Here is a 16,484-nt window from a genome sequence, read left to right as displayed (position 1 = left end):
CTGAAAAGCCCCACGAGTAAGAAAAATTTAAATTAAAAGATTATGGCAGATTTATTAGCAGGTGCCTATTTAGCAAAAGGCACAATCGGGAATGTAGGAACACCAGGTGCTCCAATTGCATCATTTAGTTTAGTTGTTGTACCGTCACAACATTCTGTTTCGGGTACAGTAGTGATTACACAGGCCATCCCTGGTCCTGATAGTCATATCGTTGTTCATGTTAAAGGAAGAATATATGCAACCGGATTCGGTAAAATTACTCAGGTAGTTAGCCTAAGCGGACAATATGTTCAATCTGTTCCTCCTCCTGCAATTGGTTCTTTCTTGGCCAATTTTGAGGCACACTTAGCAATCGATAGTTCATGGAACGGAACAGGAGGATTCTCTTATTGGAATCACCACATAGAGAATGTGCCTGTAAAGTCTGCAAAGAGTTTGAAAAAGGAATTGGCATAGAAACTAAATTCTCCCCAAACAATTCAATACAGGAATACTGAATTAAGAAAAAAATCTTATTTCATTGAAATCTAAAGACCGCCTGCTTCGGGCGGTTTTTTGTTTCAGAGATTTTTTTCAGCTTCAAACCCATTAAAGAAGTATTTCTGAATCACCAAAAACAAAACAAAACAATGAAAAAAAAACAGATTATTATTATCGTGCTGCTTATTGCAGTAGCAGCAGTTGGTCTTTACTTGTTTCTTATCTACAGGAACAATGGGAAAGCAGTAGATGGAGTCTATTCTGAAAATACATCAGCTGATCCTTGTGAGTGCGAGACCAGCTGGTTTCCTCATGAACAAACTCCGCCACCGAAAGAAGGTGATGGCAGTCCATTCGATTCGGCGAATACTACAAATTGTGATTTTCATCAATGGTCTTGGCAAAAATTTCTATGGCTGACAAAACCGTTGCCAAATGGAAATCCTTTGTTTTTAGATTCTCTTAAGTTAGTAACACCCGAAATGGCTGTGGTTCCTTTACCTCCTGGTTTAAAGTTGGTTTTGAGTTCTATCAATCAGGCAGGTTCAGAAGGGGTATTGTTATCTAATCCTAAAATAAACAAAATTGCCGATACGGTTTATTATTCGATACATGTCAATAATAAGTTTTTTGATAAAGCGACTAGAATGGCTGATTCAATTTATAGCAAGAAAATCCCTTATTCTAATCTCGAAACATTTCCCGTTGGAGCAGTTGAGCTAAAAGTTTCCTGGGTTAATGCCGATGCAATTCCAAAAGACAGACAGGCTGATTATTTTATAACTAAAGCTTCTGTTATGAATAAGAATAAAAAATATGTTCAAAAAAATGTTGCACTCTTAGGAATGCACGTAGTGGGAGTGGTAAAAAATCATCCGGAGTTTATCTGGGCAACTTTCGAACATCAAGATATGGCCCCGGTTTACGATAAGAAAGATAACGTTGTGACTTCTGCCAATGAAAAATTGCTTTATGAAAAAGGAACTACTTCCGGATTAAAAGGAATTACATGGGATAGTATTAGTCCCTTAGAACCTAATAAAGCATTTATTCTTTATGAATATGGAGTTCCAAAAGAAGTTGGTTCAAATTCGTATATGGCGACAAGTCAGGCTGAACCGGCAAACTTTAATAATATAGTGAACATTAATAAATGTGTTGCGTCTAAATTGAAAGGTGTTTTTAGAAATTATTTTTACAACGGTTCCATTTGGCTGAATTTTGACGGAATGTCTTCGGAAGAACAGGCCGTAGCAATAGTAACCAGAAAAATTTCAAGTGCATTACCGGATTCGCTTGCAAGAGGTTCTGTGAACTTAGCCAATATTACAATGGAAACGTACACTCAAACTTTTAAAAAGGACATTCATGCGATTAGCAACAAAAATTTGGTAAACTGTTTTACGTGCCATCAGTCTAAGAATATTGATACTATTAACAAAGGTAAATCGCCACTGTATCTGAGCCATGTTTTTGAGTCGTACCTATATACCAATACGCCTGTACCTGCAGTAACGGCTAAAAATGCAAACAGTAGCCTGAAATCGAGACGTATAGAAGAAACGAGAAAACTGAAAGTGAAACAGTTTGAGGATTTTGTTCGAGAGAATAAATAAAAATAAGAACCTTATCGATCATGAGCATTTACGATTAGAATTTCAAGAGTGTAAACGATTTTCCAGAGGTGTTACAAGGAGTGGAGTAGATTGCCCTTAAAAAAAACGAACTGTTGGCCTTCGGAAAACAATGAAAGACGTAACCTGTAAAGCCTTATGAGTAGGGATAAGCAAAGAAATAAATTATGACAACTTTTAGTATAATAATCAATATTAGTCCCGATGACGTAAAAATTTTAAGAGAGACAGGATATTCTTTATACGGATTTAAATCGGTAGCGGCAGCGGGTGACGGTTCTCCAACAGTATGGTTTCGTTTGCCGGCAGAAAAATTATTGACTGCAACCAAGATTACCTGGCAGGAACAATTTGAGGCTTACAATTCAACAAGTACGGTAGCACCTAAGGTTGTAATCGAACCGAGTAATACCATCCAAACGGACTTGGGGGAATTGGTAACTATTCAAATGGGCTCCGGTAATATTGAATCAACTTCTGACGGTTATCCGGGGGCAGTATCTTTTTTGAATATGAATACACAGCGTTTTACAGTGGGTATTAGTCAGTTAGTAAATGGGGAATCAAATATTTTGTGTGCCTTTCCAATTTTAGGAGCCGGGGCTTCAAAAGTTATCACACCTATTACTAAAATAGCGCTAATTTTTTCTACAGAGAAAATCGAGACGGCTACTGTAATCAACAAAGCAATGTCTGCCGGAGCCTATATTGATCTTAGAGGTGTAGACTCCCGTTCCGTTAGTTATGCAATAAATACCGGTTGGAGTGCATTGGGTGGTCAGTGGTTGAAGAACTTTGACGCTTTTATAGATTTGAAAAGACTGTTAATTGAAAACACCAGCACCCCTGAAAGATCTCTAAGAGACAGGTAAACAACAATAGGTTGAGTGTCTGAATTACTCTTCATCTGAATTTGGATGAGGAGTAATTCTTTTGTTTTAATTTAAACTTAAAGAAAATAGAATGGCCAATAGACTAATAATTAACTTCTTTCAGGAAACCGTTGAGGTACTAAATGAAGAGAATTATAGTTTATGAAGTTTTCCGGCCTCCAAGTCTAAGAATGCTTCACAGTTTCGGCCTTTGTGCTGTTGCGTAACTAAAAATTTCGTGAGGTCAGTCGTGATCGAATGAGAGCATGATCTTAGCGTTTACACATCGACCAGTGAGATTGCAGAAAATTAAACCATATACATTCCGCCGCCACAATCTGAGAGACCTGCATTGCGATCAGCTTCAAGAAGAAGTGTAAGGGCATAAATTATAAAATAGAATTAAAACGGCGATTGCTGATTCAGGATTTTGGAGCGATTTTAGTGATTTCTTAAAACAGCAAAAGAAACATTTGCAGGTATCGTTTCAAACTTCGACTATTACGACAAATTTAAAAAAACATACCCCACATTCTATAATGTTGCGACAAAGCAGCCTTAATTTTTTTGTCGAAGAAAATCTCCCTGCCAAATATTAAGTGCTTCGGTATAAGCTACTGATTATTACATGTAATGAGCCAATTGTTACACTGTGAGAGTTAATTCTATAACATAGCTTTATTTTTGAAAAAAAAAGTTATGAAACACCACTACTTACTATTTTTATTTTCAGTTTTATTCCCAATCTTCTTATTTTCCCAGCCGAATCATAATAAAAAAGTAGTTGGATATTATGCACAATGGGCTATTTATGGTAGGGATTTCAATGTCTCTAAGATAGATGGAAGTAAATTGACACATTTAAATTATTCTTTTTACGGTACAAGTTATGATTCCGCCCATCCGGAGAATACAAAATTACAATGTTTGGATACCTATGCCGATTTTGAGCATACAGAAGGTGGAATTCCATGGGATGCTCCCGTAAAAGGGAATTTTTATGGTTTAATGAAGTTAAAAGAAAAGTATCCTCATTTGAAAGTACTGATCTCTGTTGGTGGCTGGACCAAAGGTCAGGATCTTTCTCCAATAGCGGCCAGTCCTGCAGCAAGAGCTGCTTTGGCGGCCGATATGGTAAAATTCATTGCTACTTATCCGTTTATTGATGGGTTTGATATCGACTGGGAATATCCTCTCTCAGGGGGTACAGATGGTACTGAAATTCTTAATGGTGCTCCGGTTCCTCCCCAAAAATACAATCCTGACGACAATAAAAATTTAGTTTATTTATTAAAGGCAATGCGTCAGGCAATGCCCAATAAATTAATTACAATCGCAGCCGGGAACAATGTTCGAAATGTGTCTAAACAATATCTTGGCCCAAATAACAGAGCTCAATACGGAATGACAGAAGATATTTCGACCTATTGCGATTATATCACTTATTTTGGTTATGATTTTGGAGGAAACTGGTACGACAAGACCTGTTATAATGCTCCATTGTATGCAAGTGGAAACACCAATGATCCGCTTTATGGTGCAGTACAGTCCGAATCATTAGACGAATTAACGAGTCAATATTTGAATGTAGTTGGTTTTCCCCCAAGCAAATTAATCATGGGATTACCTTTTTATGGAAAAAAGTTTGATCATGTTGCTAATGACGGAATCAATCCTAATTTACCCGGATTATTCGTTGCCGCACCAAGAGATGTAGTTTCTGCCTGTAAAAATGCACAGCCTCCGCTTGGAACCTGGGATACAGGTGCTCCATGTGAAAATTCAGGAAGTATTGAAATCTGTGATTTGGCAGGGAATGCGGCAACCAATTCGCATCCATATCTTGATCCAAATACCATGATGGTTACGCCTACTGCAGCAGCTGCAGGCTGGGTGAGATATTTTGATAACACTACCAAAGTTCCTTATTTATACAACTCTAAGCTAAAACAGTTTATCTCTTATGAAGATAAGCAGTCGATTGATCTTAAAGTCAAATATATAGCATCTAAAAACCTTGCAGGAGGAATGGTTTGGGAGTTGTCTCAGGATACCAGAGGAGCTGTTCCTAATGCATTATTGAGTCAGATAAATGATTCGTTTAATGTTGCTGTTGAGGGAACTTTAGTCCTTAGTGGTGCTGTAAAAGTGGGTGCAAATTTGGTTTCGGATGCCACAGTTCAGTTAAAAGATGAGAATGACGCTGTTATTCAAACCGTTAAATCTTCAGATGGAAATTTTAATTTTAACAAAGTAGTTTCGGGAGCCAATTATTCGGTTACTGCTTTAAAAGTTTCCTATACTTTTACGCCGGTAAAATTAACAAATGTTACTGCAAACCAAACAGGTATTGTTATACAAGGTACACAACCTCTTTATGCCATTACGGGAACCGTGCTAAATGGTACTACGGCAGTTTCCGGAGTAACCGTTACCGCAGCTTCGGCAACAGCTAATGTTACTGCGGTTTCAGATTCAAAAGGAGCTTATAGCATAAGCGGTTTAACAGCAGGAGCAGACTATACCATTACTGCTGCCAAAACAGGAATGACATTTTCACCCGCTTCTATTTTATACAGTGTGTTAAGTGAAAATAAAGTTTTAGATTTTAATCAAAATGCCACTCCAACTAATAAAATAAGCGGAATGGTTAAAAATGGTACTGTGCCAATTGCCGGTGCAAAGATTGAACTAAATCTTCCATGGACAGATAGTACACACCCTTATGCTACTTTTGTTGCTGTAACAGATGCATCTGGGAAATATAGTTTTGACAATGGAATATTTTCGGGTTATACAACGATTTCAAGTTTAAAAATGAATGCCTGGGATAACAACTCTGTTGTTTATTATCCTACAGACTTGGCCAATTTGCCAATTCCGGTTTCGTCAAGAGAATATAACTTTAACTCAAGCGGTGTTGCTCCGCAAGTAACAATTACGAGCCCGTCTGCGGCAAACCTTGCAATAGTTCCCGGAGCAGCTATCCAGCTTAAAGCAAATGCCAGTATGACTTTTGAGGATGGGAAGACTACATTATCATCGGTTGTATTTAATGTAAATGGGTTAAATATTACAGGAACGCCTACAACAGGTACAGAGTATGGGGCAACATGGACACCGGCAACAGCTGATTTTAATAAAAACTACACGCTAAAAGCTACAGCTACAGCCTCTAATAATACTACAGCCGAAAATAATTTTCCATTTTATTTGCAATGTTCAGGTACAGCATGTCCAAATGTATTGCCGGAAATTGTGTGGACTGGCCCAGTGTCAACTACAATTAATCAGGCATCAGGTTTTCAGCCGGTTTCAATAAGTGTTAATGTTACAGATAGAGATGGTACAATTCAAAGTGTTGCTGCAAGCATAAACGGAACTTATTTTGCTATGATAAAAGGTTCCGGAGATACTTATAACTATACTTTTACTCCAAATAGCTATAAGGAATATCCAATAATTATAAAAGCAATTGATAATAAAGGCGGTGAAAAAGTACTGAATCAATCTATTACTATTGTTAATTCAAAGTTTAATCCGTTGCCGGCTAAAGTTATTTTGGGTTATGCCCAGGAGTGGGAAAATACAAGTGCTCCATTTTTGTATTTTAAACAAATGGCCGACAAGAAATACAATGTTGTCGTTTATTCGTTTATAGAAACGGTGAACAGAGATGGTTATACTCCTTTGTTAGTAGTAAATGAACCTCGATTTTTTACAAAAGGAGTATTTGATCCCCAATTATTAAAAAATGATATCAAAACTTTGAGAGATAAAGGTATCCCCGTAATCGTTTCAATTGGCGGACAAAATGGTCATGTTGAATTACAAACCGTTGCTCAAAAAAATATATTTGTAAATGGTATAAAAGCGATTGTTGATCAATACAACTTTGATGGAGTTGATATCGATTTTGAAGGAGGTTCTATGAATTTTGGAGCAGGAGCACTAAAGGATTTTTCTTATTCGGCGATTTCGGCCTACCCAAAACTTAAGAATGTAATTGATGCTTTCAAGGAATTAAAGGCCTATTATGGAACAGGTTTTATTTTAACTGCTGCTCCGGAAACCTATTATGTACAAGTTGGATATTCGGTGTATGGAGATGGAGCCGGATCTTTTTTGCCGGTAATTCATAATTTACGTAATGAGCTGGATCTTTTGATGGTGCAATTGTATAACACCGGATCTGTAAATGCTTTAGATAATACAGCATATTCTCAGGCTACTCCGGATTTTTTGGTTGCTATGTCAGACATGATGATGAAAGGATTTAATGTAGCTTCTACCGGATTTTATTTCCCACCATTGCCGGCGTCTAAAATAGTTATTGCAATTCCGAGCTGTCCTGATGCTGCCCCGGCTGGAGGATATTTAACACCAGACAAAGGCATTAATGCTTTTAATTACTTACGATTTGGTACTACATATTCTGGAAGAAAATATACGATGAGATCTTCTTTACAGCCGCAAATGAGAGGAGTTATGACTTGGTCTATCAATTGGGATGCTGCTTGTGGAAGTGGTTATGAGTTTTCTAACGCATATGACAACTACTTTAGTAAATCACTTTCAGTTGATCAATTTGACGAAAAAGAGGAGGCCAATTTTATAGTTTATTTTAAAGATAATGCATTGTCTATAGCGGTCCATAATGAAGCAATTGATATTGATCATGTTGAGGTATACAATACTCTTGGGCAATCTGTAGTAAAGTACAAAAACATCCAAAACAAGAGAAGCTTATGGTTAGAAGACGGAAGTTTCCTGACTAAACAGCTATTTATTGTAGTCATAACCGATAATCTGGGACGAAGAAAATCGTATAAGCTGGTTAATTTTTAGGATTAAGGAACATTCAGTTTCCTGAAAATGAAGTTAACTAATCGCGTTAAATTCGTTAGGTCATCTAATTCTTTATGCCGATCGAAAATGAATTTGGTTCGTGATCCTGTAAATACAGATAAATAATGATGAAATTTTACAAAATACAATTTCTGTTACTGTTTTTTTTATTTAACCTAAATAACGCCTATTCTCAAGTAAGTTATGAGTTTTGTATGACAGGTAAGTATGGAAACACGATTGTTTTAGATTTTAAAGTTCATAATAATACGAATGCTTCCATACCGGATTATAGTTTTGTTTTCAATTGGAAAGGAGTTTCTAATGTTATAATGTGGTCCGGAATGGATGTCATTCAAAACGGAGATAACGGTATCGTTGAGCTTAAAAAAACAACCTGGGGAGATGTGCTGCGGGTAGGAACTACAACTTATAGTGTCACGATGGATTATGTGCCGGGAATGTTTCCGCCGGGGCAGGGGACATTAAATGGTACTCCCATAAAAGGAATTACTTGTTACACTCCTCCGGCTACCGAGAATTTTAAGTGCGAAAAAAGTTTTAGCAGTATCTGCGCCATAAAACCTGCGGGACCTAATGGTAATGAAATAAAAATCGGCGAAGGCTCTGTCTGGGCATGGGGTGAACGTGTAGATGTTTATATTCCCGAAAACAGAAAAGGGTGGGCTATTAGTATGGCTGTTTCTCACAGTTTGTTTACAAATCTGATGGGATTTGAGGCCATGAGTATCAATGAGTATTTTGCAACAACGATTCAGGAAATAAACGCAGGCTGCGAAGGGAGTAAACTTATTGCTCCAGGTTGGGTGACAAAAAAATACCCTAATCAGGATTTAATTAACGGTGGAGTCAATTGTTATGATACCACAGGGAAGGTTGCAGCAGGATATTTTCAGCAAGAGATGGGAGGAAGCTGGATGGAGATGTTTATGAACTATCCTTGTTTTATACCTCAGGTATCTAAGAATAGTTTTATAGCCGATCCGGCCATAGGAGCAAGTTTTGAGTTTCAATCTATTATAAAAACGTATCATGATTACAGAAATATTGCTTTTTGGCAATATGTTAAATGCTGGAATCCTATAGGGTTTATAAAAGACTCAAAAGATCCCTATGCAGCGGTTAAAATTTTAGCTCTGGCTTATAATCAGGGAATGAACAGTGGTGCTTTTGAACCTGTTTTTGTTAAAAATCGTGCGAATGCTGTCGCTGCAACAAATTTGATGGATTATATTTCTCCGGCTTCACCTTCCGGTCTGGACCGGCTATATGCAGAACAAATTAATAGACTGACAAAAGTATTAGATGATAGGGTAGCAGATATCAGCTGGACTGATGCTGCTATTTGGGGAGTAACTGATAAGTCGGCTCATACCTTTAGAGGATTCTATGACGCACAAATTGACTGGAGTGACGTAGACGGGTATATAAAAAAAATTACGCCTTTTTATGCTGCTTTCGGAGTAACAGAAGCAAATTTCAGAGCTGCAATCAAACCTGTTTTTGATCGTATCAATGGAGGTAATTCTATATCTTTCAGATACCAGATGCACGATGTAGTAGAGGCAATAGTTGTCTTTTTACCAGCCTTTGATCCTAAAAAAGGATTGTCTGAAACATATGGTAACGAATCAAACGGTTGTTTTGCTCCTACAGCCAGAATGGAAGGATTTGACGGAGGTTGCGGAAAAGAGTTAGGATTAACGGTTTATTTCTCCGGGACACCTCCTTATAAATTTACGTACAAGAGAACCGATGTATCTCCGGAAATTGTTTATCCTGAAATAACCACTTCACAAAATCCGTATTCGATAAATTCGGCATCTTTGTCAGAAGGAACATATGCTATTATTGCAATCAGTGATGCTAATTCTGCCGGAGAAGTTGTGTGTGAGCCTATAGAAATAAAAAATGTTGGAGTTGCAATATCAGCAAAATTAGTTAAAGACGGAGGAGGAACATGTACGGGAGCGGGAGTCAAGGTTGAAATAAGCGGTACGGGATCCGGTCCCTTTATAGTAGAATATGAAAAAAACGGAGTGGCTCAATCTCCCGTAACAATAAACAGTATAGGTTTGTATCCTTTAATAGCTGCTCCGGCTAAGGAAGGAACTTATCGATTGACTAAAATTTCTACAGGGGGATGTACTTCGGTGCTTGACGATACAATTGTTATTGATAAAGAAATTCCAGCATCAGCCAGTGCTAAATTAACGAGATATGGAGGAGTCTCCTGTTCAGGGTTAGGTTCAGGGATTCAAGTAAACATAACAAGTACAAAATCTGGCCCATTTACAATAGAATATGAAATTAATGGAACCGTTCAATCTCCTGTAACGATAAGCAGTACAGGTTTACACACATTAATAATGGCTCCGGCAAATGTTGGAACATATCGCTTAACAAAAATTTCAGTTGAAGGTTGTGTTTTTTTACTGGATGATACTTTAATTATTTATGGGGGTGTGCCTCCTAAAGTCAGCGCCAGCCTAATTAAATACGGAGGGAATGCTTGTTTAGGAGAAAGTTCAGGAGTGCAGGTAGAAATTATGAGCCCCGATTCTGGCCCTTTTGTAATAGAGTATGAAATTAACGGAATACCGCAATCTCCCGTAACTATAAATGATGCGGGTTTATATACTTTAGTAACAGCTCCATCTAAGGCTGGAATCTATCGAATTACAAAAATTTCAAACGGAGGATGTAGCTTTTCATTAGATAATACTCTTGTGATTGATAATGAAGAACCATTTACTGCGAATGCTAAATTAGTCAAGTATGGGGGAGATTTTTGTTTAGGAGAGAATTCAGGAATTCAGGTAGAAATTACAAGTAAAGATCCGGGGCCATTTACAATAGATTATGAATTAAATGGGATTGTTCAGTCTCCGATGACTATTGATAGTAAAGGTTTACATACATTAATAGAGTCTCCGGCTAAGGAAGGAACTTATCGATTAACCAAAATTTCGACGAGAAGCTGTAGTCTTTTCATGGATGATGTTTTGATTATTGAGGAGAATACAGTTTCAGCAGAGGTTGTAATTGAAGGAAATCTAATGATTTGCAAAGGAGACAGTACTGTTTTAGAGGTAAAGATTCCTTCCAATCACATCATTAAGTCTTATCAATGGGAAGTCGATGATAATGCTATCTTGGGATCCAATACGAATACTTATGTTGCAACTCAGGAAGGAAATTATACCGTTAATGTTGTTACCAGTAAGGGATGTTATTTACTTTCGTCTGTGGCAAAAGTGGTTTTTTTAAACAAAGAAGATTGTGAGTTACAAAAACCTGAATTAACGGAATTGGATTATCCTAAGTTTTTTACACCTAATAGTGATGGATATAATGATACCTGGCATGTAAATAATCTGGAGAATTTCAATAAATTAGAGATCGATATTTTTGACAGATATGGTAAGTTCATCACTCATTTGACAAAAAATACTCCGGGATGGGATGGTACTTATAGAAACAGTCCTGTTTTTGCTTCAGATTACTGGTTTGTTCTAACGTATGAAGAGATAAATAACCCAGGTATTGCAAAACAGGTTAGAAGTCATTTTTCTTTAAAAAGGTAGTTTAAAAAAATTTGGGAAGCCAAAAAATGTCTTTTTATCGTTTATCCTCTTTTGAATAATTGGAAACGCCATTAATATTAATTTCATTTCCTAAAAAACGAGGCTCGCGATTTCTTATAACATCAAAAAAAGATTTAAAAATAGAACCGTATTCTCTAAAAGTCACATATTGATATCCCAGATATTCTCCTTTGTTGGCAGAAAATCCAATTGATTTTACTTCCAGTTTTTGTCCAATGTAAATGGCCCTGTTTAAGTGATATTCCTGAGAAACTAAAGTTGCTTTTTTAATTTTAAAAATATGTGAGGCGCGGTACATAGTTGAGTAGGTGTCAAAACCGGCGTAATCAATAAATATTTTAGAAGTGTCAACTCCGTGATTGAAACAATATGTTTTCATTACGGTAAGTTCATCATGTTCATCTCTGCCATTATCGCCTGAAAGCAGAATTTTATCTATTTTATGTGTTTTATACAATAGAATTCCGGCATCCAGTCTGTCTTTTAAATATTTACTCGGTTGATCACCATTGATTCCGGCTCCAAAAATAATTCCCACTTCATTTTTTGGAAGTTTATTTACAGTGTGATAAATCAGATCACTAGTTGAGGATTTTGCATACCAATTAATAGAAATGATTGTAATAATCCCAATGATGAAAAGGTAAATTAGTTTTTTGAGAAGTTTTTTCAATTTGAATTTCGAAGATAAAGGTTAAAAAGAATGGTGAAGATAAGTAAAATTATTTTTGGTATTTGTATTCAGATCGAATCAAAAAAACCGAAGTATTTCTACCTCGGTTTTAAATATATTTAATACGCTAAGAAGTCTAAAAATCTTAAAGTAGTCCTGCTCTTTTCAATAGCGCTTCCGGTTTTGGTTCCTGGCCTCTGAAACGTTTGTATAAAGTCATCGGATGTTCGGTTCCCCCTTTTGAGAGAACATTGTCTCGGAATTTTGCAGCGACTTCATCATTGAAGATTCCGTTTTCCTGAAAATATTCAAAAGCATCAGCATCCAGTACTTCTGCCCATTTGTAACTGTAATATCCTGAAGAATAACCGCCCTGGAAAATATGAGAAAAAGCAGTACTCATGGCATTCTCTTTTACGTCAGGGTATAATTGAGTGTTCGCAAATTGCTCTGTTTCAAAAGTTTTCAGATCTGTAATAGCTGTCGGATCCTGTCCGTGCCAGGCCATATCCAAAAGTCCAAAGCTCAATTGACGTAAAGTGGCAAGACCTTCTTGAAAACTGGCACTTTCTTTAATTTTTTGAACGTATTCGATCGGAATAATTTCATTTGTTTCGTAGTGATTCGCAAATAAAGCCAAAGCTTCAGGCTCGTAACACCAGTTTTCCATAATCTGACTTGGTAATTCTACAAAATCCCAAAATACAGAAGTTCCGGACAAGCTAGGGTAAGTGGTGTTGGCAAGCATCCCGTGTAAACCGTGACCAAATTCGTGAAACAAAGTAGTAACTTCATTAAACGTCAATAACGAAGGTTTGGTTTCTGTTGGTTTTGTAAAGTTACAAACGTTCGAAATATGAGGTCTTTCGTTTGTCCCATCTTTTATAGATTGTGATTTGAAAGAGGTCATCCATGCTCCGTTTCGTTTTCCTCTTCTAGGGAAAAAATCCGCGTAGAAAATAGCAACTAAATTGTTCTCCACATCTTTTACCTCGTATGTCATCACTTCTTCGTGATATTTATCGATATCAAAAACTTCCGTAAAAGTTAATCCGTAAAGTTTTTGGGCAACAGTAAAAGCTCCATCTAAAACTTTTTCTAATTGAAAATAAGGTTTCAGTTTTTCGTCATCTAAGTTGAAAAGCTGCTGTTTTAATTTTTCAGAATAATAAGCACCATCCCATTTTTCCAATTGTTCAATTCCGTCCAAATCTTTGGCAAAAGCGGCTAATTCAGCAAACTCTTTTTGAGCTGCCGGTTTTGCTTTAGCCAGCAAATCATTAAGGAAAGAGAAAACTTTTTCCGGACTCTCGGCCATTCTTTCCTCCAAAACAAAATGAGCATGAGTTTTGTATCCTAATAAATTGGCTCTTTTAAAACGTAGTTTGGCAATCGCCAATACGTTCTCCTGATTGTCAAATTCATTATTTTGAAAAGCTTTTGCACCAAAGGCAATCGCCATTTTTTTGCGTAATTCACGATTATCGGCGTACGTTACAAACGGAATATAACTCGGATAATCTAAAGTGAAAATCCAGCCCTCTTTTTCCTGACTTTTAGCTAATAATCTCGCAGCTTCGATAGTGCCTTCCGGTAAACCTGCCAGATCTTTTTCGTCGGTTAAATGCAACTCAAAAGCATTGGTTTCGGCCAAAACATTTTCTCCAAATTGCAGACTTAATTTCGACAATTCTTTGTCGATTTCACGTAAGTTTTCTTTTTTATCTTCAGGTAAATTGGCTCCGTTTCTAGAGAAGCTTTTGTATTTTTTATCCAAAAGCGTAGTTTGCTCTGGATTTAAATTCAGCGTTTCCTTTTGCTCGTGAACAGCTTTAATTTTGGCAAATAATGCCGCATTTAAGGTAATGTCATTTCCGAACTCCGAAAGTAAAGGAGAAACTTCCTGTGCAATTTTTTGCATCTCATCAGTGGTTTCTGCCGAATTCAGATTGAAGAAAATACTGGTAAGACGATCCAGAACATCCCCTGTGAAATCCATTGCTACAACGGTATTTTCAAAAGTGGGTTCGTCCGGGTTGTTTACGATGGCATCAATTTCGGCTTTAGCCAAAGCAATTGCTTCGTTGAAAGCAGGAACATAATCTTCGATTTTAATTTGCGAAAAAGGTGCTGTATTGTGTTTGGTATTGAAATGTTGTGTTAAGATGCTCATAGTATTTTTGTGTTACGCAAAGTTTCGCTAAGAAAACACAGAGCTTCGCAAAGTTTTTTAATTATTCTTTGCGAAGCTTTGTGTTTGTTTTTGTGAATCTCTGTGGAATTAATTTTTACTTCTTTAATCCTTCAGCCGCTTTATTAACTGCCGCTTTTAATTCTTCTTTATACGAAATAATAGTATCAAGTACTTTTTTATCGTGACTTCCGATGATTTGTGCTGCTAAGATTCCGGCATTTTTAGCACCGTTTAGCGCTACTGTTGCAACAGGAACTCCGCCTGGCATTTGAAGGATCGATAGTACCGAATCCCAACCATCAATAGAATTGCTTGATTTTACCGGAACTCCAATTACCGGAAGTGGCGACATTGAGGCAACCATTCCTGGCAAGTGTGCAGCTCCTCCGGCTCCGGCAATAATCACCGAAATTCCGCGAGTGTGTGCATTTTTACTGAAATCGAATAGTTTTTCCGGCGTTCGGTGTGCTGAAACGATGTCTACTTCAACTTCAATATTAAATTGTTTTAATATGTCGATGGCATCCTGCATGACCGGCATGTCAGAGATACTTCCCATGATGATGGCTACTTTGCTCATGTGTTTTTTTGTTTTATATTTTATGTTTCAAGTTTCAGGTTGATTAAAACTGAAATTTAGAAGTTATTTTGTTTAGGACTGTTTTAGGGTTTTAAAAATTAAAAATATAATTCCAAGACCTAATACAATTAAGAACAATGTTATAAATAAGAATCCAATAAAATATTTGATTCTCTCTCCAACATATTCATTTTTATCAGTAAACTTTTCAACGTAATTTTTAGTTAAATTTTGGGTTTTACCTGCCTTTGAAGCATTATTTAATAAATCAAGAAGATCAAGAAATCCCATTTGTAATATTTTTGATTCAAGTTTTTGTAAACTGTTGACTGTGACTGAAAACTACTTGTTCTGTTTCAGGTTTCAGACTGTTGACTGTGACCGAAAACTGCGACTAATTACTAATCACTCTAATGGTATTCTTAACGTTTTCGGCAATTCTTCTTGCCTCAGACATGTCTTCATTTACGATGGTAACATGCCCCATTTTTCGGAAAGGACGTGTTTGTTTTTTACCGTAAATATGAGGGGTAACACCGTTCCATCCCAAAATGGTTTCGATATTTTCATAAACAACATCTCCCGAAAAACCTTCGGCACCTACTAAATTAACCATAATCCCGGCAACTTTACTGTCGGTATTTCCCAAAGGAAGATTCAAAATCGCACGCAAATGATTCTCGAATTGCGAAGTATAACTGGCTTCAATCGAGTAGTGTCCTGAATTGTGCGGACGAGGTGCTACTTCATTTACTAAAATATCATCGTCATTAGTCTGAAACATTTCAACAGCTAAAAGACCAACATGATTAAATTTTTCCGAAACATTTAAGGCAATCGCTCTCGCTTTTTCGGCTACTTTGTCATCAATTCTGGCAGGACAGATTACATATTCTACCTGGTTGGCTTCCGGATGAAATTCCATTTCAACAACCGGATACGTTTTTATTTCTCCTGATGGATTTCTGCAGACAATAACCGCCAATTCGTTTTTAAACGGAATCATGGTTTCTGCAATACATTCTACATTTGGTAAACTGTCCAGATCCGAAACCTGACGAATCACTTTCACGCCGTTTCCGTCGTAACCAAACTCAGTGCATTTCCAGACAAATGGTAATTTTATATCTTGAATTTTAGCTTTTAGACCCTCCAAATTTTCAAATCGCTCAAATGGCGCTGTTGGGATATGATGATCTGCGTAAAATTGTTTTTGAATTCCTTTGTTTTGAATTCCTTTTAAGGTTTTAGGCGAAGGATAGATTTTCAAGCCTTCATTCTCTAATTGTGTTAGGGCCTCCAAGTTAACCAGTTCGATTTCAAAAGTCAGAACATCTACTTGTTTTCCAAAATTATAAACCGTTTCATAATCCATTAAATCCCCCTGAAAGAATTTATTACAGGCAAATTTACTTGGAGCTTCGTCGCTTGGGTCAAGAACATAAGTTTGGATGTCAAATTTTCGGGTGTCAAACAAAAGCATTTTACCTAATTGTCCGCCGCCTAATATTCCTAATTTAAAATCAGAAGAAAAATAATTCATTGTAGTTGTGTTTTTGCAAAGATACTTTTTA

10 protein-coding genes are annotated in these 16,484 nt (G+C 36.8%); 5 read left to right on the top strand and 5 right to left on the bottom strand.

What is annotated here, in order from left to right:
- The first annotated feature begins 42 nt into the window (after nucleotides 1-42).
- The 5 genes from OLM58_RS04745 (at nucleotide 43) to OLM58_RS04725 (ending at nucleotide 11,442) form a co-directional block, all read left to right on the top strand.
- Entirely contained in the window at nucleotides 43-456 is a 414-nt protein-coding gene (locus OLM58_RS04745) for a DUF1842 domain-containing protein (protein WP_202703318.1), read from the top strand.
- A gap of 173 nt (nucleotides 457-629) precedes the next feature.
- Nucleotides 630-2,096, top strand: coding sequence for a hypothetical protein (locus OLM58_RS04740; RefSeq protein ID WP_264531395.1), 1,467 nt, complete (start codon nucleotides 630-632; stop codon nucleotides 2,094-2,096).
- Nucleotides 2,097-2,281: 185 nt separating this feature from the next.
- On the top strand, nucleotides 2,282-2,986 hold the full coding sequence (locus OLM58_RS04735; protein ID WP_264531394.1) for a hypothetical protein: 705 nt from the start codon (nucleotides 2,282-2,284) through the stop codon (nucleotides 2,984-2,986).
- A 699-nt stretch (nucleotides 2,987-3,685) separates the two neighbouring features.
- Nucleotides 3,686-7,834, top strand: a complete 4,149-nt coding sequence (locus tag OLM58_RS04730) for a glycosyl hydrolase family 18 protein (protein WP_264531393.1) — start codon at nucleotides 3,686-3,688, stop codon at nucleotides 7,832-7,834.
- Nucleotides 7,835-7,959: 125 nt separating this feature from the next.
- A complete protein-coding gene (locus tag OLM58_RS04725; RefSeq protein ID WP_264531392.1) occupies nucleotides 7,960-11,442 on the top strand; it encodes a T9SS type B sorting domain-containing protein in 3,483 nt (1,160 codons plus the stop codon).
- A 34-nt stretch (nucleotides 11,443-11,476) separates the two neighbouring features.
- On the opposite strand, the gene OLM58_RS04720 is transcribed toward OLM58_RS04725, so the two are convergent.
- The 5 genes from OLM58_RS04720 to OLM58_RS04700 form a co-directional block, all read right to left on the bottom strand.
- Nucleotides 11,477-12,136, bottom strand: a complete 660-nt coding sequence (locus tag OLM58_RS04720) for a vancomycin high temperature exclusion protein (RefSeq protein WP_264531391.1) — start codon at nucleotides 12,134-12,136, stop codon at nucleotides 11,477-11,479.
- A gap of 145 nt (nucleotides 12,137-12,281) precedes the next feature.
- Nucleotides 12,282-14,309: a M3 family metallopeptidase gene (locus OLM58_RS04715; RefSeq protein ID WP_264531390.1), complete on the bottom strand. Its 2,028-nt coding sequence runs from the start codon at nucleotides 14,307-14,309 to the stop codon at nucleotides 12,282-12,284.
- Between the two features lie 115 nt (nucleotides 14,310-14,424).
- On the bottom strand, nucleotides 14,425-14,910 hold the full coding sequence (gene purE, locus OLM58_RS04710; RefSeq protein ID WP_007803541.1) for a 5-(carboxyamino)imidazole ribonucleotide mutase: 486 nt from the start codon (nucleotides 14,908-14,910) through the stop codon (nucleotides 14,425-14,427).
- A 72-nt stretch (nucleotides 14,911-14,982) separates the two neighbouring features.
- Nucleotides 14,983-15,201, bottom strand: coding sequence for a hypothetical protein (locus tag OLM58_RS04705; RefSeq protein ID WP_263361979.1), 219 nt, complete (start codon nucleotides 15,199-15,201; stop codon nucleotides 14,983-14,985).
- 103 nt (nucleotides 15,202-15,304) lie between these two features.
- Nucleotides 15,305-16,453, bottom strand: a complete 1,149-nt coding sequence (locus OLM58_RS04700; protein WP_264531389.1) for a 5-(carboxyamino)imidazole ribonucleotide synthase — start codon at nucleotides 16,451-16,453, stop codon at nucleotides 15,305-15,307.
- Between the last annotated feature and the right edge of the window lie 31 nt (nucleotides 16,454-16,484).

The organism is Flavobacterium sp. N502540, assembly GCF_025947365.1.
Taxonomy (GTDB): domain Bacteria; phylum Bacteroidota; class Bacteroidia; order Flavobacteriales; family Flavobacteriaceae; genus Flavobacterium.
The sequence above is the reverse complement of the archived record's forward strand: the minus strand, read 5'-3'. Positions and strand labels throughout refer to the sequence as shown.